Source organism: Desulfoscipio geothermicus DSM 3669 (genome assembly GCF_900115975.1).
GTDB lineage: Bacteria > Bacillota > Desulfotomaculia > Desulfotomaculales > Desulfallaceae > Desulfoscipio > Desulfoscipio geothermicus.
Window position 1 is genome coordinate 227,182 of the sequence record NZ_FOYM01000001.1, and the last position, 23,502, is coordinate 250,683.

The following is a 23,502-nucleotide window of genomic DNA, read 5'->3' on the forward strand; positions in this document are numbered from 1 at the left end:
CCTCTCAGCTCTTAAAAATACACATCCATATATAATAATATTATAGTTAGTTTAAACTAGTGTAAGTCTGACCCCCTGAGGAAGTTGGCGAGGAGGTCCAGGCCGTGTTCGCTGAGCATGGATTCGGGGTGGAACTGTACCCCCTCCACCGGCAGTTCCCGGTGCCGCAGGCCCATGATCTCCCCCTCGTCCGTCCAGGCGCTCACTTCCAGACAGGCGGGCAGAGACTCCCTTTCCACCACCAGGGAGTGGTAGCGCACCGCTTTAAACGGCGAGGGCAGGCCGGCAAATATGGATTTCCCGTCGTGGTGCACCAGGGAAATCTTGCCATGCATGGGGGCCCTGGCCCGAACCACCCGGCCGCCATAGGCCTGGCCGATGGCCTGCAGCCCCAGGCACACGCCAAACACGGGCAGCCGGCCGGCGCATTTTTGCACCGCCTCCAGAAGCACCCCCGCGTCATCCGGCGTGCCCGGCCCCGGCGACAAGAACAGGTAATCGGGGCGCAGGTCGATTATTTCCGTAACGGTGACCCGATCGTTGCGCCGCACCGCCACCGTTTCCCCCAGCACGGCCAGGTACTGCACCAGGTTATAGGTGAAGGAATCGTAATTATCGATCATTAGCAGCACGTATTTCAACCTCCTCAATAAAAACGCAAAAAACCGGCACTCAAATGAGCGCCGGTATAGAAATCCGGTAAATCACTCATCTCAGCTCACCCTGGAAAACACTCCACTCAAACTAAACTCAACTAGCCTCAAAAAATTATACAGTTATTGTATTAACTATACTACGTTTAACAGCACCTGTCAATAACCCTCTTTTCTTCCACCCCCAGCGTGCTGAACATGGCCCGGGCCTTGCTGGCTATTTCCCGGCTTTCCCGCAGCGGGTCTGAATCGGCCACAATTCCCGCCCCGGCCTGTATGTAGGCCGTATTCCCCTTGATGACCAGGGTGCGGATGGCGATGGCGGTGTCCATGTTTCCGTTGAAGCCCAGGTAACCCACGGCGCCGGCATATACCCCCCGCCGGCAGGGCTCCAGTTCGTCGATAATCTCCATGGCCCGCACCTTGGGCGCGCCGCTCACCGTACCGGCAGGGAAACAGGCCGCCAGCGCGTCCAGGGCGTCGGCGCCGGGCGCCAGATCGCCTTCAACCCGGGATACTATGTGCATAACATGCGAGAAATACTCAATGTCCATAAACCTGGGGACCTGCACGGTGCCCGGCACGCACACCCTGCCGAGGTCATTGCGCCCCAGGTCCACCAGCATCAGGTGCTCGGCCCGCTCCTTTTCATCCGCCAGAAGCTCGTCGGCCAACCGTCCGTCCTCCGCCGGGCTGTCTCCCCGGGGGCGCGTACCCGCTATAGGGCAGGTGGTTACCCGCCCGTTCTCCATCCGTACCAGCATCTCCGGGGAAGAACCGATCACCTTGATATCCCCCAGGTTCAGGTAGTACATGTATGGCGAGGGGTTTACGCTCCTGAGCCGGCGGTAGACCGCAAAGTCATCCCCGTGAAACCCCACGGCGAAACGCCTGGACAGTACCACCTGGATAATTTCGCCGGAGCGGATGTACTCCAGGGCCCGCCCCACCCGCTGTCTGAATTCGTGCTCCGGTAAATCCGCCATTATCGCACCCCGCAAGCTAAATTGGCTTGAAACAGGCAGGGGCTTACGCAGGGCCGCCCGCATGGTTTCCAGCTTCCGCGCCGCCCGCTCGTATAACACCGCCGGGTCGGTTCCGTCCTGCGGGATATTCACCACAAAGGTGACATTATGCCGGACGTGGTCAAAAATGACAACCGTACCGGGGAAAAACTGCAGGCAGTCGGGCATATGCAATTCATCAGCGGGCGTGCCGGGTAAATCTTCCAGCGAACGCACCGCATCGTAGGCGACAAAACCCACCGCGCCACCGTAAAAGCGGGGCAATTGCGTCATCTCCGGCACCCGAAAAGAGCTCAGCAATTTGCCCAGGGTTTCCAGGGGCGGTCCGTCCGCCACCCTGACCACCCCGCCGCAATGGGCCACCTCCCCCCGCCCGTCCCGGGACCGGAAAGTCAGCAGCGGGTCCAGGGCAATAAAAGAATAACGGCCCAGGTACCGTCCCCCCTCCACGCTTTCCAGCAGGCATGACGGCCCCCGGCCCGCCAGCTTGAGGAACAAGGTAATGGGGGTTTCGGTATCCGCGTGGCACTCGGTAAACACGGGCACGAGGTTGTACTGCCGGGACAGAGAAAGATACTCCTGCAATTCGGGATACAACATATTGGCCACTCCCTTTGCAAAAAATCAAAAAACGGCACTCAAATGAGTGCCGCATCAGCATGCGCCTATCATCACTCACCTAAGCTCATCTAAAAGAGGTTGTTTGAAAAGTCCGCGCAGGATCCACGTCGAATTTCTGCGTTGGCTCGGCTTTTCCGGTGCTCACGTATTACGTATACGCTCCGCTCCTCAAGGCCTTCGCCGCCTTGAAATTCTCGTGTCTATCGTGCTCCTTTTCAAACACACTTTAAAACTAAAACTCCGCTCAACTAAACTAATGACCATATTGCTTTTTGACAAATATATTATAAACTAGTCATATAAATGTTTCAACAGTGAATTACCGTTACGGCAAAAAAACGTACCGGTCAAGTATTAAATCGTACAGGAGGGGTTAGATGCACCTGTTCAATGTCATGGAAACGCTGGTTATGGATGTAATTGATGAAACGGTCAAACAAAAAAAGTTATGCGACTGCCCAAGATGCCGGCTCGACACCGCCGCCATCGCTCTGAACAATTTACCGCCCGTTTACGTGGTTACGGCGGAAGGGCAAAGCATTAAATCAAACTTTTCTCAATACCGCATTGACGCCATGCGAATGGTTGCCAAGGCCGTTGAAGTGGTTAAACACCAGCCGCATCATAAAGCCGGAGCATAAACCATGTTTCTGGCCTATCTCGTATTGATCAACGGCATTTCTTTTTTTCTGTTCGGCCTGGATAAACGCCGGGCCCGGCGCAAACATTACCGGGTAGCCGAAAGGACGCTGTTTCTGGCGGCCTGGGCGGGCGGCTCCGCGGGGGCGCTGGCTGGCATGTACCTGTTTCGCCACAAAACCCGGCGGCCCAAATTCACCCTGGGTATACCGCTGGTTTTGCTGCTTCAGACAACGCCGGCCGCCCTTTTGTTGCGCCTTTAACCGCGCTGCTTTTGCCTTACCGGTAAAATATTTTTTCGTCAGCCTGCAAAATAACTTTTTCCGTCCCCGGTAACAATAATAATACTTAAAGTGTTTGTTCGAAAAGGAACACGATAGACACGAGATTTCAAGGCGGCGAAGGCCTTGAGGAGCGGAGCGACTAGTGCCTTCGGCACTAGTATCATTGAAAGCGTGCAGCTTTGACATAAAAGTCCAATGTAGGCTTAGAAATTATCCGCATGTTATGAAATAGGACTTTTATATCGCTGCACTTGAAACAATACGTGAGCACCGGAAAAGCCGAGCCAACGCAGTTGGAAAGGCGCGCTATAATCAGTTCCCTTAGTGCGCGCCTTTCTGTACTTTAGTCCCTAGCCCTTGCCATAAATATGGCAAGGATTTAGTCCTAAAGGTGAAATTCGACGTGGATCTCGCGCGGACTTTTCGAACAACCTCTTAAAGTACAAGATAAAAGGGCTGATGAAAAATTATTCACCGTAGTTTAATACTTCTAGTGCTGATTTTGTTCTGGCCGGCAGCGGCAACAGCCGGGGACGACAACCATGACTATGCCCATATGCCCGGCCGGGTGTATAAAATAATGTGCGACGGTGAACTGGTGACCAAATGTTCCAGGCGGCCGTTTCCGGGCGACGAGGTTTACCAGCCTGACGGCGCCCGTTACCGGGTGGTCCGCTGCCGGGGAAAATATGCCGAAGCGGTTTCCCTGGGCCGGGATAAAAGGCTGCTGGCGCTGATGGATTTTTACCGTTCCACTCAGGCCGTGCCCGCAGCGGCTCAAAATTGGACCGAACGCCCGGTGGCCATCTACCATACGCACACCGACGAATCTTACGTGCCTTCGGACGGCCGAGCCTCCATTCCCTTTAACGGGGGCATTTACGATGTCGGGGAGTCATTCAAAAACAAGTTGCTAAAAAAAGAAGTTAGAACCAAGCTGGATAAGACCCCCCATGACCCGCACGACAAGAACGCCTACTACCGTTCCCGGCGCACGGCCTTCAAATTGCTGAAAAAAACCCCCGTGGCCATGTTTGACATTCACCGGGACGGGGTTGACGACCCCGATTTTTACCGGAAAAGAATAAACGGTGAACCGGTAACCCAACTGCGCCTGGTCGTGGGCCGGCAAAACCCCAAAATGCAGGCCAACCTGGATTTCGCCAAGCGATTGATGGCTTACGCCAACGAAAAGTACCCGGGTCTGGTCATGGAGATTTACAAGGCCCATGGAAACTATAACCAGGACCTGCTTTCCACCGCCCTGCTCATCGAGGCGGGCACCTATACTAACTATAAGGAAAATGCGGAAGAGGGCATTGCCCTGCTAGCAGACATCACACCGGTGGTGCTGGGACTCAATGTTCCCCCGGACGGCACGGCCATTCAGCCGGTCGGAGAGCGGGCGCTGTGGAAAACCGCGGTGTTTTTAATCATGCTGATACTGGTGGGGGGGGCGGTTTTTGTCGCCGTCAACGCCGGCCCGGAAGAACTGGAGAGATTTACCCGCCAAATAACCGGAAAAGTACCGGTAAAAAGAATTAAACCCCACCTGGCGGCGGGAAGCGCAAGGTTGGAAGCTTTTCTTGGCAAAACAGCGGACCTGAGCCGCCAATTGCGTGTTTTTCTTATGGAAAAAATACTCCCCTCATTAGCCTCTGGTGCCAAATTATTGCGCGATTACTTCAACAAGAGAAAAATTCGCTGACAAAGACTATAAGACACAGCCTGAAAATGCCCCGGAATTAAAAAGCAAAAAGGGGACAGGCACCTTTTTCAAAAAGCGAAAAAGGAGCCTGTCCCCTTTTTGCTTTTTACATTTATTTTTTCTTCTCTTTGTTTTTTTCTTCGGCAAATTCCCTGGTCAGGGGATTGGCAAATTCATAGCCGAAACTCTCTTTGTTCCCCTTCTTGAATTTATCCTTATCCACCCGGTATGATAAAATATATAAGAACGGTAATAACAGCATAACATTTTCCAAAAGACCGGAGGTTTTATGAAATGATCGACCCTGTTGCAATAAGTCTTGGCCCCTTGCAAATCAGGTGGTACGGCATCATCATGGCCACCGCTTTTTTGGTGGGCATCTTTCTGGCTTACCGCCGCGCCCAGCAGAATAATATCGATCCCAACCATATTTTGAATATGATCACCTTGATTATACCGGCGTCCATTATCGGCGCCAGGCTTTATTATGTTATATTTACCTGGGAAAATTACCGCGCCAACCCCTGGGAGGCGCTGGCCATCTGGCATGGCGGGCTGGCCATCCACGGCGGCATTACCGGGGGCTTGCTGGCCGGCCTGTTTTACGTGTACCGCTACGGCATTCCCGTCTGGAAAACCGCCGATATCATTGCGCCCAGCTTAATCCTGGGACAGGCCATCGGGCGCTGGGGCAATTTTATCAACCAGGAAGCCCACGGTGGACCGGTTACCGAGCAATTCATCAACCTTTTCCCGGCGTTTATCAAAAACCAGATGTTCATCGAAGGACGGTATTACCACCCTACCTTTCTGTATGAGTCAATCTGGGACTTTGCGGTATTTCTTACCCTTGTCTGGCGCTGGCCCCGTAAAAAAGCCGAGGGTGAAATAGCTTTTCTTTACCTGATCCTTTATTCCACGGGACGGTTTTTTATCGAGGCCCTGCGCACGGACAGCCTGATGCTCGGCCCGTTCCGGGTGGCCCAACTAGTCAGCATAGCCTTGATACTGGTGGGCATCGCGGGAATTTTCCGCCTGCGTCAAAACCAACAGCGGCAAAGAAAGTAAATTCCGCAATAAAACTTTGTTTTATGTAAACTTGCCATGTATAAAAAAACGCAATTTAATTAAAAATTAACAGGAATTTGCAGGAAATCCTTTCTTTATGCAGAAACTTTAGATGTTCTATTCAATATTTTTTAAGGAGGTTGTGCGATGTGCTAGAAAGAGAACAGTGGGGCACGCGAGCGGGATTCGTATTGGCAGCTGTGGGTTCGGCCATCGGCCTGGGGAACATCTGGCGTTTTCCCTACATGACTTATGAAAACGGGGGCGGCGCGTTTCTAATCCCCTATTTTTTCGCTCTGTTGACCGCCGGCATTCCCTTGATTATCTTGGAATTCGGTCTCGGTCACAAGTTTCGTGGATCGGCGCCGCTGGCGCTGGCCAAAGCACGTCCCGGCTTTGAGTGGCTCGGCTGGGGCCAGGTATTTATCGCTTTCTTTATTTCCGTTTATTATGTGGGCGTGGTGGCATGGAGTCTGAACTACGTAGGGTATTCATTCAATATGGCCTGGGGCGACGACGCCAACGCGTTTTTCTTTGAAAAATACCTCGGCCTGTCCGGCGGCGCCTTTGATTTCGGCGGCATCAAGACATACATTCTGGCGGCGCTGGTGCTTGCCTGGATAATTAACTTCGTTGTATTGTACAGCGGGGTCAAAAAGGGTATCGAACTGGCCAACAAAATTTTCATTCCAGTTCTTATTGCAATGATCCTTATTATCGCCGTGCGCGGCCTGACTCTGCCCGGGGCTGTTTCCGGCCTGAATTACCTGTTCCAGCCCGATTTCAGCAAAATACTGGATTACAAGGTCTGGGTGGCCGCATACGGGCAAATTTTCTTTACTTTAAGTATCGGTTTTGCCATCATGATCGCTTATTCCAGTTACCTGCCCAAGAAAAGCGACATCGTCAACAACGGCTTCATCACCGCACTGGGTAACTGCGGCTTCAGCCTGTTGGCCGGTATTGCCGTGTTTAGCATCGTGGGCTGGATGGCGCAAATTTCCGGCAAGCCCTTTGAAGAAGTGGTCACCGCCAGTGTTGGTCTGGCCTTCGTGGCTTTCCCCACGGCCATTTCCAACATGCCCACCGCGCCGCAGTTGTTCGGGGTGCTCTTCTTCCTGTCCCTGGTTTTTGCCGGCCTTTCGTCGCATATATCCATCAACGAGGCCGCCATATCCGCATTAATGGACAAATTGAATGCGCCCCGCAAAAAAGTGGTTACGGTGTACTGCCTGGTAGCCGGCCTGATCAGCCTGTATATGGCCACCGGCGCCGGCCTGTATTTCCTGGATATCGTGGACCACTTCACCAACCAGATCGGCATTGCCTTCTGCGGTTTGATCGAAGTTATATTGATAGCCTGGTTCTTCAACGTCAACTCCATCAAAGAACACATCAATCCCATTTCCGACTTCCAGGTGGGCGGCTGGTGGGTATTCTGCCTGAAATTCATCACCCCGGTGGTGCTGGGCTACGTAGCCCTGTCCAACCTGTGGGGGGACCTGAAAGCGCCTTACGGCGGCTACCCGCTTTCCGCGGTGGTCATGCTGGGCTGGAGCGTAATCGCCATCACCATTGTGGGCGGCTATATATTACGGGCCTCCGGCTGGCGCAACCGCGAACTGCTCAATGACTAGCGCCACAACTATTTTTATCCGGGGAGGTTGAATATATGACCGGTAGCGCAATCGCTATGATGCTGTTCGGTATGGCAGTTCTCTGGGGCGGCACCATTGTGTGCATCAGTATAGCGTTAAGGAAAAGGTACTAAATCGAGCAGGAGGGGGCGGCAAGCCCCCGACTTCTCGCATGCGGGTCCGCACTAGGCGGTTCCCAAAGGTTGACGAAGTTTCAGATAACGAATAAGCAAACTCTTAAGCCCTTGCGCCTTCCAATAGGAGGTGTCAAGGGCGTTATTTTTGCGTTACACTTCGACCTGCAATTCGCTGATGGGTACGGCCAGGCCGTATATTTTTTCCTCGCCGTCCACCTCAGCGTGGTAGCGGGCAAAGACAACCCCAATTACTTCGCCGTTCCTGTTGAACACCGGGCTGCCGCTGTTGCCGGGGTAAATGGGAGCGTCTATGGAAAACACCGGCTCCGGCCTGTCCCGCAACCTCAAGTAACCGTCCACCCGGCCCTCCACCACCACGTTGTTCAAACCCAGCGGGTTGCCGACCACTCTCACGTCGTCATTCCGGCCCGGCAGGTAATCCAAATCCACGGGCACCACCGGCAGTTCCTTTGCGTCCTCCCGGGCCGCCAGTTTAATCACCGCCAGATCGAACTCGGGCTTCGAAGACCAGCTTTCCGCCCGGTAGATGCCGCCGTCGGGGAAAGTTATGGTCATGTTCAAAGCGTTGTCGATGACGTGGTGGTTGGTAACCACCAGACCGTCGGCCCGGATGTTGAAACCGGTGCCCGAACTGCGCCGGGCCATAACAGAGGCGCCCGGACGCTTAGAAATCACGTCGATCTGCACCACCGCCTGCTGCAGGTGTTGGACGTCGATGTCCCTTTGCAACTGCAGCGACCGGCCCACCAGTTCGGCCAGCGGGAACTGCAGCACGGGCCACGAGGCGGCCAGAGCCAGGCCCAGGAAGGCCACCACCGTGATCAGGGCCACCAGGCGCAGCGCCACTGACTTGCGCGGCGGCTCCTCCCCGTCTCCCTCTTCAGCCTCGTCCGCGTCTTTATCTTCTTCGTCTTCAAACTGTTTCAGGTACTCCAGGTCGTAGTCTTCCGGGTAGTCCTTTTTCGGGTCATCTTCGTAGCCTTCTTCCAGGTACTCGTCGTAATCCTCGTACTCGTCGTCATCCTCCAAATAGTCGAATCCGTCGTCATATTGGTCGCCGTATTCATCTTCCCGGGAGCCTTCTACAGAACCGGCGCCGGATTCGACCCTATCGCCGCCGGAAGGGCGGGTGCCGCCACCCGGTTCCCGGTTCGGGATTTCCTCTTCCTGCCGGTACCGGTCATTCCCGGAAGAGATGCTTTTCACTCCATCTTCGGTGCCGTCTCGATTGTCCCGGCCTGGTTCACGGTCTTGCTGCATAATCGGGCCTCTCCTGTCATGGTATACTGCTTTCCTTGTATATTATTTGTCCAAAACAGCCCGTTTACCTTCACCGGGGGGCTATTTTTATGCGCCTTTCCGGCGGACGGAAACACCGGGTGCCGGCCGGGCATAGACGACATAATAAGTTTTTTTTCGCCGGACTGCCGGGTGAGACAGTGGCGGACATCAAAGATACCCTGGGGCATCAGGAGAATGTCAGTTACACCCTGCCCGGCCGGGAGTGCCTTTACAACATTATGGTCATGGAGGAGCGGCACACAGTCATCGGTCTCGGCGCCGGGGCGGGCTCCAAGTACCTGCTGCCGGACGGGCTGCTTTTGAACCGGTACAACCCCAGGGACCCCTGGCTTTACATTGACCGCCTGGAAGAAATCATGACTAAAAAAGAAACATGGCTGGCCGCCCTGGGCTCCGGTTAGAATAAGATGACTTGCTGTTTGTTGGTGTTCGTTCCTCATCGTAAGGCTTCATTATGTAGTCAACATGTAGTCAACCGCATTGCCATGAAGGAAATGCCCAAAACGGCATGACAGGAAGCAATAGTAGGTGCCGGCGGGCCGCTGGTGGGAACTGCCGGTTCTCTGGTATGCGCTTTGGCGTACTGGATTACAGGAAAGCGCGCGTTTAGGGAACTGATTTAGGGCGCGCTTTTTTATCGGGTGTTATTATAGGTTGGAAAAAAGCATTTTTCGGTCTTTTAACAAAATAATCAATGCAAAAAGAAAGGCTAATACATCTGCAATAGGAAATGACATCCAAACGCCTTCCAATCCGTATAAATGTGGGAGTGTTAAAACGATGGGAATAAGGAACAAAAGTTGTCTTGACATCGATAACATTAAAGATGTTTTGGCTTTTCCCAATGCCTGATAAAGTCCTCCGGTGACTATTTGAAAGCCGATGATTGGTGCTAACAAGAAAATCAATCTTAGAGCATTCGTACCGTTGGCAAGTACACTATCATCATTAGAGAAAATGTTGATCAATAACTCTGGAATTCCCATCGTTACGACCCAAACAATAGAGGCTATGACAGTTGATACGACTAACCCCAGTTTGACGGTTTGCGTAACCCTTCCCTGTAATTTAGCGCCATAATTATAGCCAATGATCGGCTGCATTCCTTGCACAATCCCAACAATAGGCATATAGGCAAAAGCCATTATCCGGTTAATAATACCAAAAACGGCAATATGAATTTCGCCACCAAAGTCAACAGCATCCAGTTAACAGAAACCACCATCAAGCTGGAGGATGACATCATAATAAAAGAAGGCAAGCCAATTAAAATAATCTCTTTAACCACTTTAAAGTCCGGTATAAAACCAATCCATTTTAATGTTAGGGAGCTTTTGCCACCTATAAAATACTTTAACAGCCATGTTGCAGCAATGAATTGTGCAATGACAGTCGCCGTGGCTGAGCCTTTTATTCCCATATCTAAACCGAAGATGAAAATAGGATTAAGGATCATATTAATAACTGCTGACATAACCATGGTCAGCATGGCAATCTTCGCATTGCCTTCTGAACGAACGACGTTATTGGTAGCCATTGCAAAGGTTACGAATACAGAACCCAACAATATAATAGATAAGAAATCTTTAGCATAGGGTAAAATGTTTTTAGTGGCACCAAATATCACTAATAATGGTTCTAAGAACAAAAATGCCGTGGCAGTCATAAGCATACTAAAGAACACGATGAGCCAAATAATATGATTAAAAACCCTATTTGCTTCCCCTAGCGCATTAGCTCCCAAGCGACGCGAAATAATAGAAGCTCCACCAATGCCAAATGTACCGGCTAATGCACCCATAATCATTTGAATAGGAAAGGCAATGGATAAAGCTGCTACTCCTAATGTGCCAACCCCTCTCGCTACAAATATGGCATCAACAATATTATATAAGGACATGACAAACATGCCGATAAATGCTGGAACAGATAGATTAATCATTAGACTAGATATTTTTTCTATCCCTAATCTTGTGCTTTGCTGCTTCATCGGTTACCTTCTTTCTAATTCATTAAAATAATCAACTGCATTATCCGCGACTCTTTTTAGCATCTCTAATAACAGCTCTTTTTCCTCCTGGGAAAACCCCTTTGTTATTACATCAGTCCATGTTTTTAGGATTGCTTTTACTTCTTGCTTAATTTTGATTGCTTCTCCAGTCAGATACACAAGGTTTACTCGCCGGTCCTCTTCTCTGGGTTGCCGCCTGACAAAGCCAACACATTCGAGTTTTTGGATCGCCCGTGCAGTCGTTGCTTTATCCATACGCAATTGATGGGCAAGGGTATCCTGAGAAACCCCATCTTTTTGATAGAGGAGCAGTAAAAATTTTACCTGTCCGTGGCCGATGCCATATTTTTGATATTTTCGTTCTAAATACATTTGGCCATACCGCTCGATAATGGAAACCCATTTACCCACAGACTTAATTTGTTCCGACATATTTACCCCCTTCCGGCCTTCAATTAGCAATATGGGAAAATGATTAGTTGTTGACGCAACTATTATAATTATACAACACTAATAGTTGTTTATGCAACTATACTACATGTAAACTGACGTATTGGGCGGAACTGCGATGCCGCCGTTCCAGCACCTTTACGGCCTGGTCCATGGTTTCCTGCACCTTTTCCCTGGAAACAGCGCTTCCTTCCAAGTTATTCACATATGTGCCGAACATGTTTTGCCAGGACCGAATGGGGATATATACATTGGCTTCATTCTGGGGCCCCAACATGGAGTCGCCCCTGGCCACCACACCCACCACCAGGAATGGTGTGCTGCCGATACTCACCTTATTCCCCACGGGCTCGGAGCAGCCGAAAATTTCGTCCGCCAGCGCCTCGTCCAGCACGGATACCTTTCGGCCAATCAAATCTTTTTTGCTTAAAGCCGACACAGATCCTCTCTTCCAGCTATGCCAGTGGTTTCTGCGCGATTCGTCCCACCAATTCGGCAACCGAAAGCAACCGCCAAATCCCGTTACCGGCGCTCCGATACATCACTTGCGAGGAACAACCCGCCCCGCGCCGAACATATTATTTTTAGAGTAGACCCCTATGCCACTAGACGAGACACAAGCAGAGGGATGAAAACGGCAAAAAAAAGACCCCCCAAAAAGGGGGGATAATTGTTAGGCGGAAATTTCAATATATCTATTTCGACATAATATTACTTTTTCCTGCAAATCGATGCAAAAATTTTACGTTATTGGCTTTGGGCTGCGCCCTGCTGCTGCCAGAATCCCGGGCCGCCGCCAAAGCCGCCCCGCATGCCCATACCGGGCCCGTAACCATAGCCGCCGCCCATCCTGCCGGCTCCCCAGCCGGGGCCGCCGCCCGGGCAAAGAAAACCGTTTTGCTGGTGAAATTTATACACCTGGTCAAAATGTTCCTTCCACACTTTGCCCTGATCCTCGGTGATTACGCCGTTCTGCACCATCTGGTCCACATAGGCATTCTTCCAGTTCATTCTTTGCTCAAACCAGTTCATCCTTTGCTCCAGCCAGCTGTTGTCCGCCTGGCTGTCCGTGGAAGCCGCGAAGGCCGGAATGGCCACCAGGCCGGCCACCAAAACCAATAACACCGCCACAATGATTTTTTTCATTATGCATCCCTCCTTTAATTGCTATATTAACCCGTAAATGTGGCAAACACCCGGTGCCAATGTTAAGATAATGTTAAAACTGTGGTTATTGATGGAAACGTAATTTATAAGATATAATTTATTAAATATACCGGATAAATGATGACAACATATTCGTAAAATTGTCTTTATTGAAAGGAAATTGTTTATGACTGTTCCACAGAGCGCAGACAATGTCATATTTGCCCTGGACATCGGCACAAGGACCGTTATCGGCCTTGTCGGGTGCATGGAGGGGAAAAATTTCAAAATTATCGCCCAGGAATGTATCGAACACGAGGGACGTGCCATGTATGACGGACAGATCCACGATATCCCCAGGGTAGCCGAAGTGGTTACCGCCGTCAAATCCCGCCTGGAGCGCAAAACCGGCCTGGCGCTGGATAAAGTGGCAGTGGCCGCGGCCGGCCGTTCCCTAAAAACCGTACGCTGCCGGGTGGAAATGGAACACGACATAAACCGGGAAATCGAACCTCTGGACATCCGCGGGCTGGAACTGGCGGCTCTGCGCCAGGCCCACCGGGAACTGGAGCGCGGCCGGGAGGACGAAGGCGCCCCTGATTATTACTGCGTCGGGCACTGTGTGATCACCTACCTGCTCGACGACCTGCCCGTATCCAACCTCCTGGGACACATGGGAGACCGGATAGGCGCTGAGATAGTGGCCACATTCCTGCCGACAACCGTGGTCAACAGTCTGTATGCCGTTTTACACCGGGTTAACCTGGAACCCGTCCACCTGACCCTGGAACCCATCGCTGCCATTGATGTGGCCATCCCGGAAAATTACCGGCTGCTCAACCTGGCCCTGGTCGATATCGGCGCCGGCACCTCGGACATCGCCATCACCCGTGACGGCAGCATTATTGCCTACGGCATGGTGCCCCAGGCCGGCGACGAAATCACCGAACCCATCGTTGAAAACTTGCTGGTGGAGTTTAACGAGGCGGAAAAGATCAAGCGCCTGATCGGCTCCGAAGAAAACATAACCTATACGGACATCATCGGCGTGACCGGCACGGTTCCCCGGGAAAAGTTAATACAGGTTATCGACCCGGTCCTGGACAGGCTGGCCGATGCCATCGGCGCCTGCATTCTGGAATTAAACGGCGGCACACCGCCCAAGTCTGTTTTTTGCATCGGCGGCGGAGCCCGGATTCCCGCCTTAACTGAAAAACTGGCCGAACGCTTACAGCTGGATAATGGGCGGGTGGTGATCCGGGACAGAAGCTTTGTGCAAAATTTAGTTCACGAAAACAATGATTTGCTGGCCGGCCCGGAAGGGGTGACGGTGGTGGGTATCGCCACGGTGGCCCTGACCAGGTTGGGCTATGAATTTATGCAGGTCAAGATAAACGGCCGCGGTTATAAACTCTTTAATTCCAGGAACATCACCGTGTCCCAGGCCCTGGGGCTGATAAAGTACGATCCCCGCCACCTGATTGCCAAAAACGGCCGGGACCTGAAATTCTTCTTAAATGACCAGCCGCATACCGTGTTCGGCGGCCTGGGACAGCCGGCCCGCATACTGCTTAACGGGCAGGAAGCCAATTTACAAAGTACCGTGCAGGACGGTGACGAAATCCTGGTCATCAAGGCCGTCCCCGGACCGGACGCTTGTGCCCGGGTGGCTGATTTTCTACCGGAGCAAAGAAAACTTATCATCCAGTTAAACGGCCGGAACGTGGAATGGACGGCGCGTCCCCTGCTGAACGGGCGAGAAGCCGACCCCGCCACAGGGCTGCAAACCGGCGACCGCCTGGTTATCACACAAACCCCCACGGTGGAGAAAATCGCCGGCCTTTGCGGGATCAACCCCGCCAGCCGCCAAGTTATGATCAACGGGCGCCGGGCCACGGCCCAAGACGCACTGAACAACGGAGACAATGTGGAAATACTGGCGATTACGCCCCTGGAAAAAGACGACCAGCCGCCCCCCACAGGCAGCAAAGGCAACATACCCGGCATAACATTGACCGTCAACGGAAAAGAAATCAACCTGCCGGTGCCAAAAGCCATTTTTGTCGATGTTTTTAATTACATTGACATAGATACCAGCAAACCCCGGGGCATGCTGGTTATGACAATCAACGGTAAAAGGGCCCAGTACACCGATCCCGTCCGGGACGGCGACCGCATCGACATTTACTGGGATCAAAATGAAGAAAAGACAGGTTGCCTTTCATGATAAGCAGCCTGTCTTATTATTTGCCGATATGCTGTTCCTGTACCAGTTCCAAAAAGGATTGCACCACCTGCGGGTCAAACTGTGTACCGGCATTGCGCTTTATTTCCCGAATGGCCTTTTCCATGGGAAACGCCTTGCGGTAACTGCGGTCCGAAGTCATGGCGTCAAAGGAATCCGCCACCGCCAGTACCCTGCTTAACAGCGGAATCTGGTCTTTTTTCAGCTTGCCGGGATAACCGTTGCCGTCGTAGCGTTCGTGGTGATGCCTGATGACCCGCAATATTTCCTTCATGTTTTGCATCGAACCAAGAATCTTCACACCTATATCCGGGTGTTTTTTTATTATCTCGAACTCTGCCCCGGTAAGGCGACCGGGCTTGGTAAGAATAGCCTCGGGCACCCCTATTTTACCCACGTCATGTAACAACCCGCACAGATAAGCCATATTGGCCACTTCCGCATCCAACCCCAGGTTGAAACAGATTTGCTGGGCGTATTCAGCCACCTTTTCCGAATGCCAGCGCGTGTAGTTGTCCCGGGCGGCGATGGCGTTGGCAAAGGCCCTGATGGTTTCCATGTGCTGGTTGATCAACTGGGAATTAGCTTCCCCCAGCATGCGATTTATTTTTTCCAGTTCCCTCTTTGTTTGCCGGTATGGCGTCAAGTCATAATAAACCCCGCACGCACCGATGATGCTGCCGTCCCGGTCCCGCAACAGACCGGTCCAGACACGGCAAACGGCTCCCCTGGTAACCTGGTTGGTCCGCAACTCAATCTCCTTGACCAAAGGCCGGCCCGTTTCCAGGGTTTCCAGCAGGGGGTCGAGGTAGTTGCCCTGCCGGTCTTTCTTCCTACCTTGAAAAAAAACGTCCGTCAACTTTCTGTTGATCAGCTCTAAATTACGGACGGCGTAGTGCCGCTTCAGGTTTTCATTATAACCGACTATCACTCCGTCATTGTCCACCACCAGCACGCCGGATGGTGAAGCCGATATGATCAACTTTTGCAGGTCCTCGAGAACCATGAATTCATTTATGCGATTGCCCGCTTCGGTTATCAATAAATTACACCTCTGGTTCTATCTGGGCGGTAAGTTTAATGATTTTTCCACAACCCGAGATTTATAATATCATTCAACAGAAAAAAAACAAAATCCTCTTAGTTTTATTTGATTTTTTTACATATATGTCCACGGTGCGCCAACCTTGCCCTGATGACCATTTTATGGTAAGCTGCTGGTATGAGAATTTTCCCGAAAATACTCCAGGGGGAGAACTTAAATTGACAAAAACCGCGAAAAATAAGCCGCCCAGAACCGGCAGTCCCGGTTTTGTGTTCGACATCGCCGGACTGGCCCTTATCGCGCTGTCCCTGATCGGCCTGACCACTGTTTTCACCAGTACCGTCGGGGCCATCGGCACTGTGGGATTATTGATAAAAAAAGGTTTGCGCATAATGACCGGCTCCGGTTATATTGTCTTTTTGTTATTACTGATTCCCACGGGCATCAAACTGATGCTCCGGGGCAAGTGGCGGGTCAATGCCCGCTTTTGGGGTTTTTTTATCCTGTTCGGCAGCCTGGAAATGTTTTTACACCGGCAGATCCCGCTGGCACAGTCATTTACCGCCGGATTGGCGGGACAGGGCGGGGGGCTATTGGGCGCCGCTTTGGGTTACGCCAGCAAATATTGTTTCGGCACCATAGGCACCTCCATACTGCTGGTTTTCCTGACCCTCGCAGGTGTAACCCTCTGTACCGGCGGGTCCCTGAAGGACTTGCTGGCAACCGTGTGGAAATGGTTGAAGTCAGCCGTATTCCGTCTGTGGCATATGATCATTAATTTCCTCTTTGTGGAAGAAGATACTTCCCGCTCGCGCGGGCGGTGTAAAAAAAACCCGAAAGAAAAAACCGGCGAACCACCGGGTCAAAGCGACCTCACGGCCCTGCCCGGAGATATTGATCAGCCGGTAATTGAGCTGGCCCGGCCCACAGTGGCGCCGGTTGATCATGCTGACCGGCCCGGCGCGGCAAAGGAAAAACATCCGGAAACGGCAAACGAGGAGCCCGACGAGGCTCCCCCACTGCTGAAAATCACCACCGGGACGGGCGAGAAGGAATATCACCTGCCCCCGGTGACACTGCTGACCCCTTTGCAGTCATCGGGGGAAAACCAGGCCGGCAAAGATATCAACAAAAGAATCAAAACACTGGAACAAATATTGGAGAGCTTCGGCATTAAAGCCCGGGTAACCCACGTGGCGGTAGGACCCTCCATAACCAGGTACGAACTGCAGCCGCCGCCCGGCATCAAGGTCAGTAAAATTGTCAGCCTGGCGGATGATATCGCCCTGGGCATGGCTTCCGCCGGGGTGCGCATTGAGGCGCCCATCCCGGGCAAGGCAGCCGTGGGGATTGAAATTCCCAACGGAGAAATCGCAGCGGTTTCGCTGCGGGAATTGCTGGAGAGCAAAGAATTTGCCGGCTCATCGTCCCGCCTAACCATCGCCCTGGGCAAGGATATTGCCGGTTCCCCGGTTACGGCGGACCTGGCCAAGATGCCGCACCTGCTAATCGCCGGGGCCACCGGTTCCGGCAAGAGCGTGTGCATAAACACCTTGATCTGTAGTATTCTTTTCAAGTCTACGCCCGACGAAGTCAAATTTTTAATGGTTGACCCGAAAATGGTGGAACTGGCTAACTACAACGGCATCCCGCACCTGGTCAGTCCGGTGGTCACCAACGCCAAAAAGGCCGCCGGAGCACTGCGCTGGGCAGTACGGGAAATGGAATCCCGCTACGATTTGTTCGCCGCGGCGGGCGTCCGGGACATCACCCGTTACAACGCCCTGTTCGGCGAATTTGAACACGAGCCCGGCCAGAACCCCCTGCCGTATATCGTGGTGATCATCGACGAGCTGGCCGACCTGATGATGGTGGCCCCGGCGGACGTGGAGGACGCCATCTGCCGTCTGGCCCAGATGGCCCGGGCGGCGGGCATCCACCTGGTGGTGGCCACCCAGCGACCGTCGGTGGATGTAATCACCGGCTTAATTAAGGCCAATATCCCCTCCCGCATTTCTTTCGCGGTTTCCAGCCAGACTGATTCCCGGACCATCCTGGACATGGGCGGCGCGGAAAAGCTGCTGGGCAAGGGGGACATGTTGTTTTACCCGGTGGGCGCCGCCAAGCCGGTGCGGGTACAGGGCGCCTACCTTTCGGATCAGGACGTAGAAAAATTGGTTGACTTCCTCAAAGACCAGGCCCGGCCGGTTTACAACGAGGCCGTGCTGCAGGAGCAGCCCGAAGGCGATTCGGTGGAAACCGAAGACACCGACGAGTTGCTGCCCCAGGCCGCCAGGATATTTATCGAAAGCGGCACGGCGTCCATATCCATGCTGCAGCGCCGCCTGCACGTCGGTTACGCCCGGGCGGCGCGGCTGGTGGACATCATGGAGAGGCGGGGCATCGTGGGCGGCTTCGAAGGCAGCAAGCCCCGGGCGGTGTTGATGACCATGGAGCAGTACCAGCAGGTGTTCGAAAACCAAGAAACCGCGCCGGAAGCCAAAACTGCAGCGTCTTAAACCACGCTGCAGTTTTTATGACCCGCCGCAAAAGCCCCTTTGTTGTTACTCCCACCGGCAGGAGGTAATTTTTTGTGAGCACGGCACCGAAAATTCAACTGTATAAATTACTGCGCTCCCTGTCCCTGGCCATGGACTACCAGCGTAACGGTCTGATGCGCCACCACCAACGGGTGGCCCTGATCGCGTCCTATATAGCCCGGGAAATGCAGCTGGAGGAAAGCGACCTCCCGCTCCTTTACTGCAGCGCCGTGATCCACGACGCCGGCACCAGCACCTTCCGGGAAAAGGCCAACCTGGAAAAATTCGAGGTGCAAAACCCCTGGGAGCACTGCCAAAAAGGGGCCGCCCTGCTGCATAACCTGCAAATCCTGGCCCCGCTGTCCGAAATAGTGCTGCACCACCATGACCGCTGGGACGGCCAAAATCCGTCCGGGCTGGCGGGCAACGCCATCCCGCTGTTCAGCCGCATTATCTTCCTGGCCGATCGGGTGGACGTGCTTAGTCACCAACCCGGCAACATCCTGGACCACCGGGAGCAAATCATGCAAAAAATCAGCGCCCGGGCCGGAACCATGTTTGACCCGGACCTGGTGGATATTTTCCTGCAGGTGGCCCGTAAAGAAAGTCTCTGGCTGGATCTTACATCTGAATTCATCGATATTCATCTCAGCAAACGGCTGCGCACCTGTCCCCTGGTCACGGGCCAGGATGAAATAATCGGGATCAGCCGCATCTTTGCGGAAATTATTGACGGCAAAAACCCGTTCACTTACCGGCACTCCCGGTTAGTAGCGGAGGTCGCCGCCCTTTTGGCCCGCCGGGCGGGTTTTGACCCTGTGCAACAAAAAAATATGTACGTAGCGGGCTTGCTGCATGACCTGGGCAAGTTGAGCGTGCCGGAAGAGGTTCTGGAAAAACCCGCCGGGCTTAGCAAACAGGAATTTAACATCATTAAACGTCATACTTACGTTACTTACCAGATACTGGGATTAATCGACGGCTTTGAAGAGATAAACCAGTGGGCCTCCTATCACCATGAAAAGCTGAACGGCCAGGGTTACCCGTTTCACCTGCGGGGGGAAGAACTGCCCCCGGGTTCCCGGATCATGGCCGTGGCCGACATATTCAGCGCCCTGGTGGAAGATCGCCCTTACAGAAAAGGAATGCCCAGGCATAAAGTAGAAAAAATATTGGGCGATATGGTTGACGGGGGAAGCATTGACGGGGATGTTGTGCAGTTGTTGGCAAGTCATTACCAGGAGGCCGTATCTTTAAAAGATAAAGCTTCGGAGGGACTAAGGAGACCACCTGATGCTGACATTAAATGATTATAATAAATTGTATAACCTCACCGCCGGCGTCACACCGCTGCCGAAGGATTGCGGGACGCTGTGCGGCAGCATTTGCTGCCGGCCCGGCCGCCACAACGAGCTGGGCATTTACCTGTTCCCGGGTGAAGAAGCAATGTTCACCCGCCGGGAAAACTGGTTGAATTGGGAGGCCCAGGACCCGGCTGAACAGTGTTTTCCCGCATCCTGGCCCGCGCCCGTTTACTTTGTCCGCTGCACCGCCCCCTGCCCCAGGGAGTCGCGCCCCCTGGCCTGCCGTTTTTTCCCCCTGGCGCCCCACCTGCAGCGGGACGGGACCATGCTGTTGATTTATGAAACCCTGGACTTGCCCTACACCTGCCCGCTGATTGCCGGGGATGTACCGCTGCAAGAAAAGTTTATCCACGCCACAAGGCTGGCCTGGCAAATCATGCTCGGCGACAGGCGCATCCGGGATTTGGTAGAAGAAGATTCCCGGTACCGGGAAGAAAAAAATTTACCCCTCAGGGTGGTAGAAGGCTAACTATATACTCTCCGTTTTATCCACCATCCTGATGATAAGCCGGGTAAGCACTTTTTTTTCGTCTTCCCCGGCCTCATTCCACAACTCGTTCAGCAACCTCTGCTCGCGGTTGCCGGGATCTATTTTATTCGCCAGAAAATCTCCAATACGGCAGGCCAGCTCATTGATATGCTCATCGGACACCCCGACAAACTCGGCGACGTTTACCGCCTGGTGCAGCATTTTTTTCCACTGGTGCCACGATACGCTCAATTCCACCCTAATACACCTCCAAAGTTATTTTTTCTGACCGAAGGTAAAATTATGCCTGAAACCGGTTAACGGTTATTGCTTTTTATTCCTGGTTATAAGTCAATTTATGAAAAAAAACCCTAAACCAATACATTACTAAACTGGATTGGTTCAGGGTTGGTATCAGCCCGGGTTATATTATTCCGTCCCGTTTGAGGCCGGCAAGTTCTTCTTCATTTAATCCCAGCGCGCCGTAGACCGCTTCGTTATGCTGGCCCGGGGCGGGCGGAGGCAGCGGCTCTTGCTCCCGTACGCCCGGGAAAACCAGGGGATTGCGCACCTGGCGCAGCGTCCCGCCGCCCGGGTGCGGCACGTCTATAAACAGCCCTCGCCCGCGGGCATAATCCCCGTCAATCACATCCTGCGCATTGTCCACCGGTGTCAGGCAGCAGTCCACATGTTCCGCAAACCCGCGCCATTCCTCCATCGTGCGGGAAAGAAAGATTTCCCTGACTTCCCGGTATACCGGGTTATCTTCCGTTGCGGGAGAAAGGTGTCCCGGCACCAGGTCCTCCCGCTCCAGGGCTGCGCAAAAATTTTTCCAAAACTTGTCTTCCAGGGCGCCCAGCGCCATATAACCGTCATCCCGGGTGCGGTATACGTTATAGCAGGTCAACCGGCCGGAAAGCATCATATCCCCCCGCACCGCCGGTGTCCCGGTGGCTATTAAATTGGCCAGGTGGACGGACATCATGGAAAACAAACCGTCGGTCATGGATAAATCCAGGTAAGCCCCCCGGCCTTCCCGCTGTTTTTGCCATAGCGCCGACAATATACCGATTACGGCGAACATGCCGCCGGTGAGATCGGCCACCTGCACCCCCGGTACCACGGGCTGGGCGTCCCGGACCCCGGTAATGCCCAGCACCCCGCTGACGGACAGGTAGTTTATATCGTGCCCCGCCCGGTCACGGTAGGGCCCGTCCTGGCCGTAACCCGAAAGGGAACAGTACACTATGCCGGGGTTGACCTGCCGGGCGCTCTCATATCCCAGGCCCAGGGCGTCCATCACCCCCGGCCGGAAACCCTCAATGATAACGTTGGCCCGCCGGGCCAGGGCCAGGAAAATTTCCTTCCCCCGCTCCTTTTTCAAGTTTAGAGTAATACTTTTTTTATTCCGGTTCACCGCCAAAAAAAATACGCTGACTCCGTCAACCTGCGGGTGGAAATGGCGCATATAATCTCCGACACCCGGCTCTTCGATTTTAATCACTTCCGCCCCCAGGTCACCCAGCAACATGGTGGCGTACGGTCCCGGCAGCAACCGGGACAGGTCAAGAACACGAATACCCTTAAGCACTCCATCACCTGCTTTTGTAAATTAATTTTATTTTTTGAATATTCGTCGCATTATATTGCTGTTCCTGCAATGGCTTCCCATGCTCAGGGTAATACTTAGATATCTGGGCCACTAAAATTGTCGGTTTCCGGCCCGTTGACAAACCCGGTGCAAAAAACCCCGAACCGCTACCGGCGGCCCGGGGTTTTCATTAGTTCTTCACTGTATGCGGCAAAGGTTGCCCTTGATCGGACCCGGATTGACCAATAACCTTTCTTACGAACAGGCCGATGGGAATCAACGCCAGCGCAAAACCCAGCGGGTAAGCAATACCGGTGGCCAATTGGAAACCTTCCGGTGCCATTAAAATATAAGTAAAGGTTACGACGGTCATGAAAGCAGCGGGGATTGAGGCCACCCAGTGCAGTTTTCTGCTTTGTACAAGGTAAACCGCTGCCGCCCACAACATAATCATGGCCGTAGTCCGGTTGGCCCAGGCAAAATAGCGCCACAGGAAGTTAAAATCAATTCTGGTCAGCAGGAAGCCGACGCTGAACAACGGAACGGCAATCAACAGGCGTTTATCCAGCGGCTTTTGTGTAATTTGCATGAAATCGGTGATCAACATCCGGGCGCTGCGGAATGCGGTGTCGCCGGAGGTAATTGGCAGAACAATCACACCCAGCACCGCCAGGGTACCGCCCACGGCCCCCAACATGGTGGTGGCCACATCTTTTACAACACCGGCCGGGCCGGCGAGTAAGCAAAAAGGCAATGGCTACAATAAATCCCATACGCTGGGCCATGGAAATCAACAAAAACCAGGACATTGAAGCTACTCACCTCTGATGAATATAATTCCTTGCTTACCTGAAAAATATCGCTGCCAGGAATCCTTTTTTGGCGCTTATCACTCACCTTGCTTTATGCTTGAACGAACCGGTATCAAGATGTCATCCGGGACAAAATAAGAAAGGCGCGCATAATACAGTTCCCTTATTCTATCGTAAATTTATTAAGAAAAAAACGGCTTAAGTAAGCCGTTAATAATAACATACCGATGGAATAACTACCCTCACAAAAGGGTTTCAGGTTATCAAAAAATATGCCGGAAGACGAACCCTCCGGCATTGCATCTATTAACCAAACAGCGCCTGCAGGCGCATGGCCAGTGACATATCGCCCTCAACCTTTAACTTGCCTGTCATAAACGCCCCCATTGCATCCAGCTTGCCTGACACCAGGTCCTGAAAATCAGCGGCTTCCATGGAGATGATTATATTGGGATTATCCGCAACACCTTCATTTATTTGGGCCGTTCCGTCATTAAAAACAACGTTGTAACTGCCGCCGCCGTCACCGGACAAGTTGAACTGGTAGGTAGCCGTCACGCCCGCCATTTTTGTCGGGTCCGCGTTCATTTTTTGCTGCAACCCCGCCATAATTTCCTGCAAACTCATGATAAAATGCCTCCTTTTTTACATAATATTCTAAAGCATAAAATTATGCCCCTAAGTTAAGCATTGATTCATTACACACCTTAAAAATGAATGAACTTTCATTCATT

General features: G+C 52.8%; 25 protein-coding genes. 11 read left to right on the forward strand and 14 right to left on the reverse strand.

Annotated features, from left to right (window positions below; all coding sequences use genetic code 11):
* Nucleotides 1–56 precede the first annotated feature (56 nt).
* Nucleotides 57–632, reverse strand: coding sequence for an anthranilate synthase component II (locus BM299_RS01075; RefSeq protein WP_165608117.1), 576 nt, complete (start codon nt 630–632; stop codon nt 57–59).
* 167 nt (nt 633–799) lie between these two features.
* A complete protein-coding gene (gene trpE, locus BM299_RS01080) occupies nt 800–2,278 on the reverse strand; it encodes an anthranilate synthase component I (RefSeq protein ID WP_092481608.1) in 1,479 nt (492 codons plus the stop codon).
* 398 nt (nt 2,279–2,676) lie between these two features.
* Here trpE and BM299_RS01085 point away from each other — a divergent pair, with 398 nt between their 5' ends.
* The 3 genes from BM299_RS01085 (at nt 2,677) to spoIIP (ending at nt 4,930) form a co-directional block, all read left to right on the forward strand.
* Nucleotides 2,677–2,940 carry a late competence development ComFB family protein gene (locus BM299_RS01085; RefSeq protein WP_092481609.1) on the forward strand — a complete coding sequence of 88 codons (264 nt, stop codon included), beginning with the start codon at nt 2,677–2,679 and terminating at the stop codon, nt 2,938–2,940.
* Between the two features lie 3 nt (nt 2,941–2,943).
* Nucleotides 2,944–3,201, forward strand: coding sequence for a DUF1294 domain-containing protein (locus BM299_RS01090; protein ID WP_092481610.1), 258 nt, complete (start codon nt 2,944–2,946; stop codon nt 3,199–3,201).
* Between the two features lie 514 nt (nt 3,202–3,715).
* Nucleotides 3,716–4,930, forward strand: a complete 1,215-nt coding sequence (spoIIP, locus tag BM299_RS01095; RefSeq protein ID WP_092481611.1) for a stage II sporulation protein P — start codon at nt 3,716–3,718, stop codon at nt 4,928–4,930.
* Between the two features lie 112 nt (nt 4,931–5,042).
* Here the strand turns inward: spoIIP and BM299_RS01100 are convergent, their stop codons facing one another.
* On the reverse strand, nt 5,043–5,243 hold the full coding sequence (locus tag BM299_RS01100) for a hypothetical protein (protein WP_092481612.1): 201 nt from the start codon (nt 5,241–5,243) through the stop codon (nt 5,043–5,045).
* Here BM299_RS01100 and lgt point away from each other — a divergent pair.
* The 3 genes from lgt to BM299_RS18805 all read left to right on the forward strand — a co-directional run bounded on the left by lgt (nt 5,225) and on the right by BM299_RS18805 (nt 7,769).
* Nucleotides 5,225–5,998 carry a prolipoprotein diacylglyceryl transferase gene (gene lgt, locus BM299_RS01105; protein ID WP_092481613.1) on the forward strand — a complete coding sequence of 258 codons (774 nt, stop codon included), beginning with the start codon at nt 5,225–5,227 and terminating at the stop codon, nt 5,996–5,998. The two genes, BM299_RS01100 and lgt, sit on opposite strands and share 19 nt — an antisense overlap.
* A 149-nt stretch (nt 5,999–6,147) precedes the next feature.
* The gene (locus BM299_RS01110; RefSeq protein WP_092481614.1) at nt 6,148–7,635 is read left to right on the forward strand and encodes a sodium-dependent transporter; all 1,488 of its coding nucleotides are present in this window, start codon (nt 6,148–6,150) and stop codon (nt 7,633–7,635) included.
* Nucleotides 7,636–7,670: 35 nt separating this feature from the next.
* Nucleotides 7,671–7,769, forward strand: a complete 99-nt coding sequence (locus BM299_RS18805) for a MetS family NSS transporter small subunit (RefSeq protein WP_114340110.1) — start codon at nt 7,671–7,673, stop codon at nt 7,767–7,769.
* 153 nt (nt 7,770–7,922) lie between these two features.
* On the opposite strand, the gene BM299_RS01115 is transcribed toward BM299_RS18805, so the two are convergent.
* Nucleotides 7,923–9,053, reverse strand: coding sequence for a S1C family serine protease (locus BM299_RS01115; RefSeq protein WP_092481615.1), 1,131 nt, complete (start codon nt 9,051–9,053; stop codon nt 7,923–7,925).
* 89 nt (nt 9,054–9,142) lie between these two features.
* Here BM299_RS01115 and BM299_RS01120 point away from each other — a divergent pair, with 89 nt between their 5' ends.
* A complete protein-coding gene (locus BM299_RS01120) occupies nt 9,143–9,496 on the forward strand; it encodes a hypothetical protein (RefSeq protein ID WP_092481616.1) in 354 nt (117 codons plus the stop codon).
* Between the two features lie 246 nt (nt 9,497–9,742).
* Here the strand turns inward: BM299_RS01120 and BM299_RS19815 are convergent, their stop codons facing one another.
* The 5 genes from BM299_RS19815 to BM299_RS01140 all read right to left on the reverse strand — a co-directional run bounded on the left by BM299_RS19815 (nt 9,743) and on the right by BM299_RS01140 (nt 12,702).
* Nucleotides 9,743–10,240: an MATE family efflux transporter gene (locus BM299_RS19815; protein ID WP_220427519.1), complete on the reverse strand. Its 498-nt coding sequence runs from the start codon at nt 10,238–10,240 to the stop codon at nt 9,743–9,745.
* Complete coding sequence (locus BM299_RS19820; protein WP_220427518.1) at nt 10,240–11,085, reverse strand: MATE family efflux transporter; 846 nt, start codon at nt 11,083–11,085, stop codon at nt 10,240–10,242. The genes BM299_RS19815 and BM299_RS19820 overlap by 1 nt, the downstream gene beginning before the upstream one ends.
* A 3-nt stretch (nt 11,086–11,088) precedes the next feature.
* Entirely contained in the window at nt 11,089–11,538 is a 450-nt protein-coding gene (locus BM299_RS01130; protein WP_092481617.1) for a MarR family transcriptional regulator, read from the reverse strand.
* Nucleotides 11,539–11,635: 97 nt separating this feature from the next.
* Nucleotides 11,636–11,995 carry an ABC transporter permease gene (locus BM299_RS01135; RefSeq protein ID WP_245779586.1) on the reverse strand — a complete coding sequence of 120 codons (360 nt, stop codon included), beginning with the start codon at nt 11,993–11,995 and terminating at the stop codon, nt 11,636–11,638.
* A 308-nt stretch (nt 11,996–12,303) separates the two neighbouring features.
* Nucleotides 12,304–12,702, reverse strand: a complete 399-nt coding sequence (locus BM299_RS01140) for a DUF2680 domain-containing protein (RefSeq protein WP_092481618.1) — start codon at nt 12,700–12,702, stop codon at nt 12,304–12,306.
* 187 nt (nt 12,703–12,889) lie between these two features.
* Here BM299_RS01140 and BM299_RS01145 point away from each other — a divergent pair, with 187 nt between their 5' ends.
* On the forward strand, nt 12,890–14,929 hold the full coding sequence (locus BM299_RS01145; protein WP_092481619.1) for a cell division protein FtsA: 2,040 nt from the start codon (nt 12,890–12,892) through the stop codon (nt 14,927–14,929).
* 16 nt (nt 14,930–14,945) lie between these two features.
* Here BM299_RS01145 and BM299_RS01150 read toward each other — a convergent pair whose 3' ends face one another.
* Nucleotides 14,946–15,989 carry an HD domain-containing phosphohydrolase gene (locus BM299_RS01150; RefSeq protein ID WP_092481620.1) on the reverse strand — a complete coding sequence of 348 codons (1,044 nt, stop codon included), beginning with the start codon at nt 15,987–15,989 and terminating at the stop codon, nt 14,946–14,948.
* A gap of 221 nt (nt 15,990–16,210) precedes the next feature.
* Between BM299_RS01150 and BM299_RS01155 the strand changes: the two genes are divergently transcribed.
* The 3 genes from BM299_RS01155 (at nt 16,211) to BM299_RS01165 (ending at nt 20,365) form a co-directional block, all read left to right on the forward strand.
* Nucleotides 16,211–18,511 carry a DNA translocase FtsK gene (locus BM299_RS01155; protein WP_245779587.1) on the forward strand — a complete coding sequence of 767 codons (2,301 nt, stop codon included), beginning with the start codon at nt 16,211–16,213 and terminating at the stop codon, nt 18,509–18,511.
* A 74-nt stretch (nt 18,512–18,585) separates the two neighbouring features.
* The gene (locus tag BM299_RS01160) at nt 18,586–19,842 is read left to right on the forward strand and encodes an HD-GYP domain-containing protein (protein ID WP_245779588.1); all 1,257 of its coding nucleotides are present in this window, start codon (nt 18,586–18,588) and stop codon (nt 19,840–19,842) included.
* Entirely contained in the window at nt 19,826–20,365 is a 540-nt protein-coding gene (locus BM299_RS01165) for a hypothetical protein (RefSeq protein WP_092481621.1), read from the forward strand. Before BM299_RS01160 ends, BM299_RS01165 begins: the two co-directional genes overlap by 17 nt.
* Here BM299_RS01165 and BM299_RS01170 read toward each other — a convergent pair whose 3' ends face one another.
* The 4 genes from BM299_RS01170 to BM299_RS01185 form a co-directional block, all read right to left on the reverse strand.
* Entirely contained in the window at nt 20,366–20,623 is a 258-nt protein-coding gene (locus tag BM299_RS01170) for a DUF3243 domain-containing protein (protein ID WP_092481622.1), read from the reverse strand.
* Between the two features lie 166 nt (nt 20,624–20,789).
* Nucleotides 20,790–21,956, reverse strand: coding sequence for a CaiB/BaiF CoA transferase family protein (locus BM299_RS01175; RefSeq protein ID WP_092481623.1), 1,167 nt, complete (start codon nt 21,954–21,956; stop codon nt 20,790–20,792).
* A 190-nt stretch (nt 21,957–22,146) separates the two neighbouring features.
* The gene (locus tag BM299_RS01180; RefSeq protein WP_245779589.1) at nt 22,147–22,710 is read right to left on the reverse strand and encodes a carbon starvation CstA family protein; all 564 of its coding nucleotides are present in this window, start codon (nt 22,708–22,710) and stop codon (nt 22,147–22,149) included.
* Between the two features lie 364 nt (nt 22,711–23,074).
* On the reverse strand, nt 23,075–23,395 hold the full coding sequence (locus BM299_RS01185; protein ID WP_245779590.1) for an SCP2 sterol-binding domain-containing protein: 321 nt from the start codon (nt 23,393–23,395) through the stop codon (nt 23,075–23,077).
* Nucleotides 23,396–23,502: the final 107 nt, after the last annotated feature.

Excerpts from the sequence above, each read along its gene's own strand:
- BM299_RS18805 (WP_114340110.1), top strand. The coding sequence starts at position 7,671 with ATGACCGGTAGCGCAATCGCTATGATGCTGTTCGGTATGGCAGTTCTC.
- BM299_RS01165 (WP_092481621.1), top strand. The coding sequence starts at position 19,826 with ATGCTGACATTAAATGATTATAATAAATTGTATAACCTCACCGCCGGC.
- BM299_RS01130 (WP_092481617.1), bottom strand. The coding sequence starts at position 11,538 with ATGTCGGAACAAATTAAGTCTGTGGGTAAATGGGTTTCCATTATCGAG.
- BM299_RS01115 (WP_092481615.1), bottom strand. The coding sequence starts at position 9,053 with ATGCAGCAAGACCGTGAACCAGGCCGGGACAATCGAGACGGCACCGAA.
- BM299_RS01085 (WP_092481609.1), top strand. The coding sequence starts at position 2,677 with ATGCACCTGTTCAATGTCATGGAAACGCTGGTTATGGATGTAATTGAT.
- trpE (WP_092481608.1), bottom strand. The coding sequence starts at position 2,278 with ATGTTGTATCCCGAATTGCAGGAGTATCTTTCTCTGTCCCGGCAGTAC.
- BM299_RS01145 (WP_092481619.1), top strand. The coding sequence starts at position 12,890 with ATGACTGTTCCACAGAGCGCAGACAATGTCATATTTGCCCTGGACATC.
- lgt (WP_092481613.1), top strand. The coding sequence starts at position 5,225 with ATGATCGACCCTGTTGCAATAAGTCTTGGCCCCTTGCAAATCAGGTGG.
- BM299_RS01140 (WP_092481618.1), bottom strand. The coding sequence starts at position 12,702 with ATGAAAAAAATCATTGTGGCGGTGTTATTGGTTTTGGTGGCCGGCCTG.
- BM299_RS19815 (WP_220427519.1), bottom strand. The coding sequence starts at position 10,240 with ATGGCTTTTGCCTATATGCCTATTGTTGGGATTGTGCAAGGAATGCAG.
- BM299_RS01185 (WP_245779590.1), bottom strand. The coding sequence starts at position 23,395 with ATGAGTTTGCAGGAAATTATGGCGGGGTTGCAGCAAAAAATGAACGCG.
- BM299_RS01120 (WP_092481616.1), top strand. The coding sequence starts at position 9,143 with ATGCGCCTTTCCGGCGGACGGAAACACCGGGTGCCGGCCGGGCATAGA.
- BM299_RS01090 (WP_092481610.1), top strand. The coding sequence starts at position 2,944 with ATGTTTCTGGCCTATCTCGTATTGATCAACGGCATTTCTTTTTTTCTG.
- BM299_RS19820 (WP_220427518.1), bottom strand. The coding sequence starts at position 11,085 with ATGAAGCAGCAAAGCACAAGATTAGGGATAGAAAAAATATCTAGTCTA.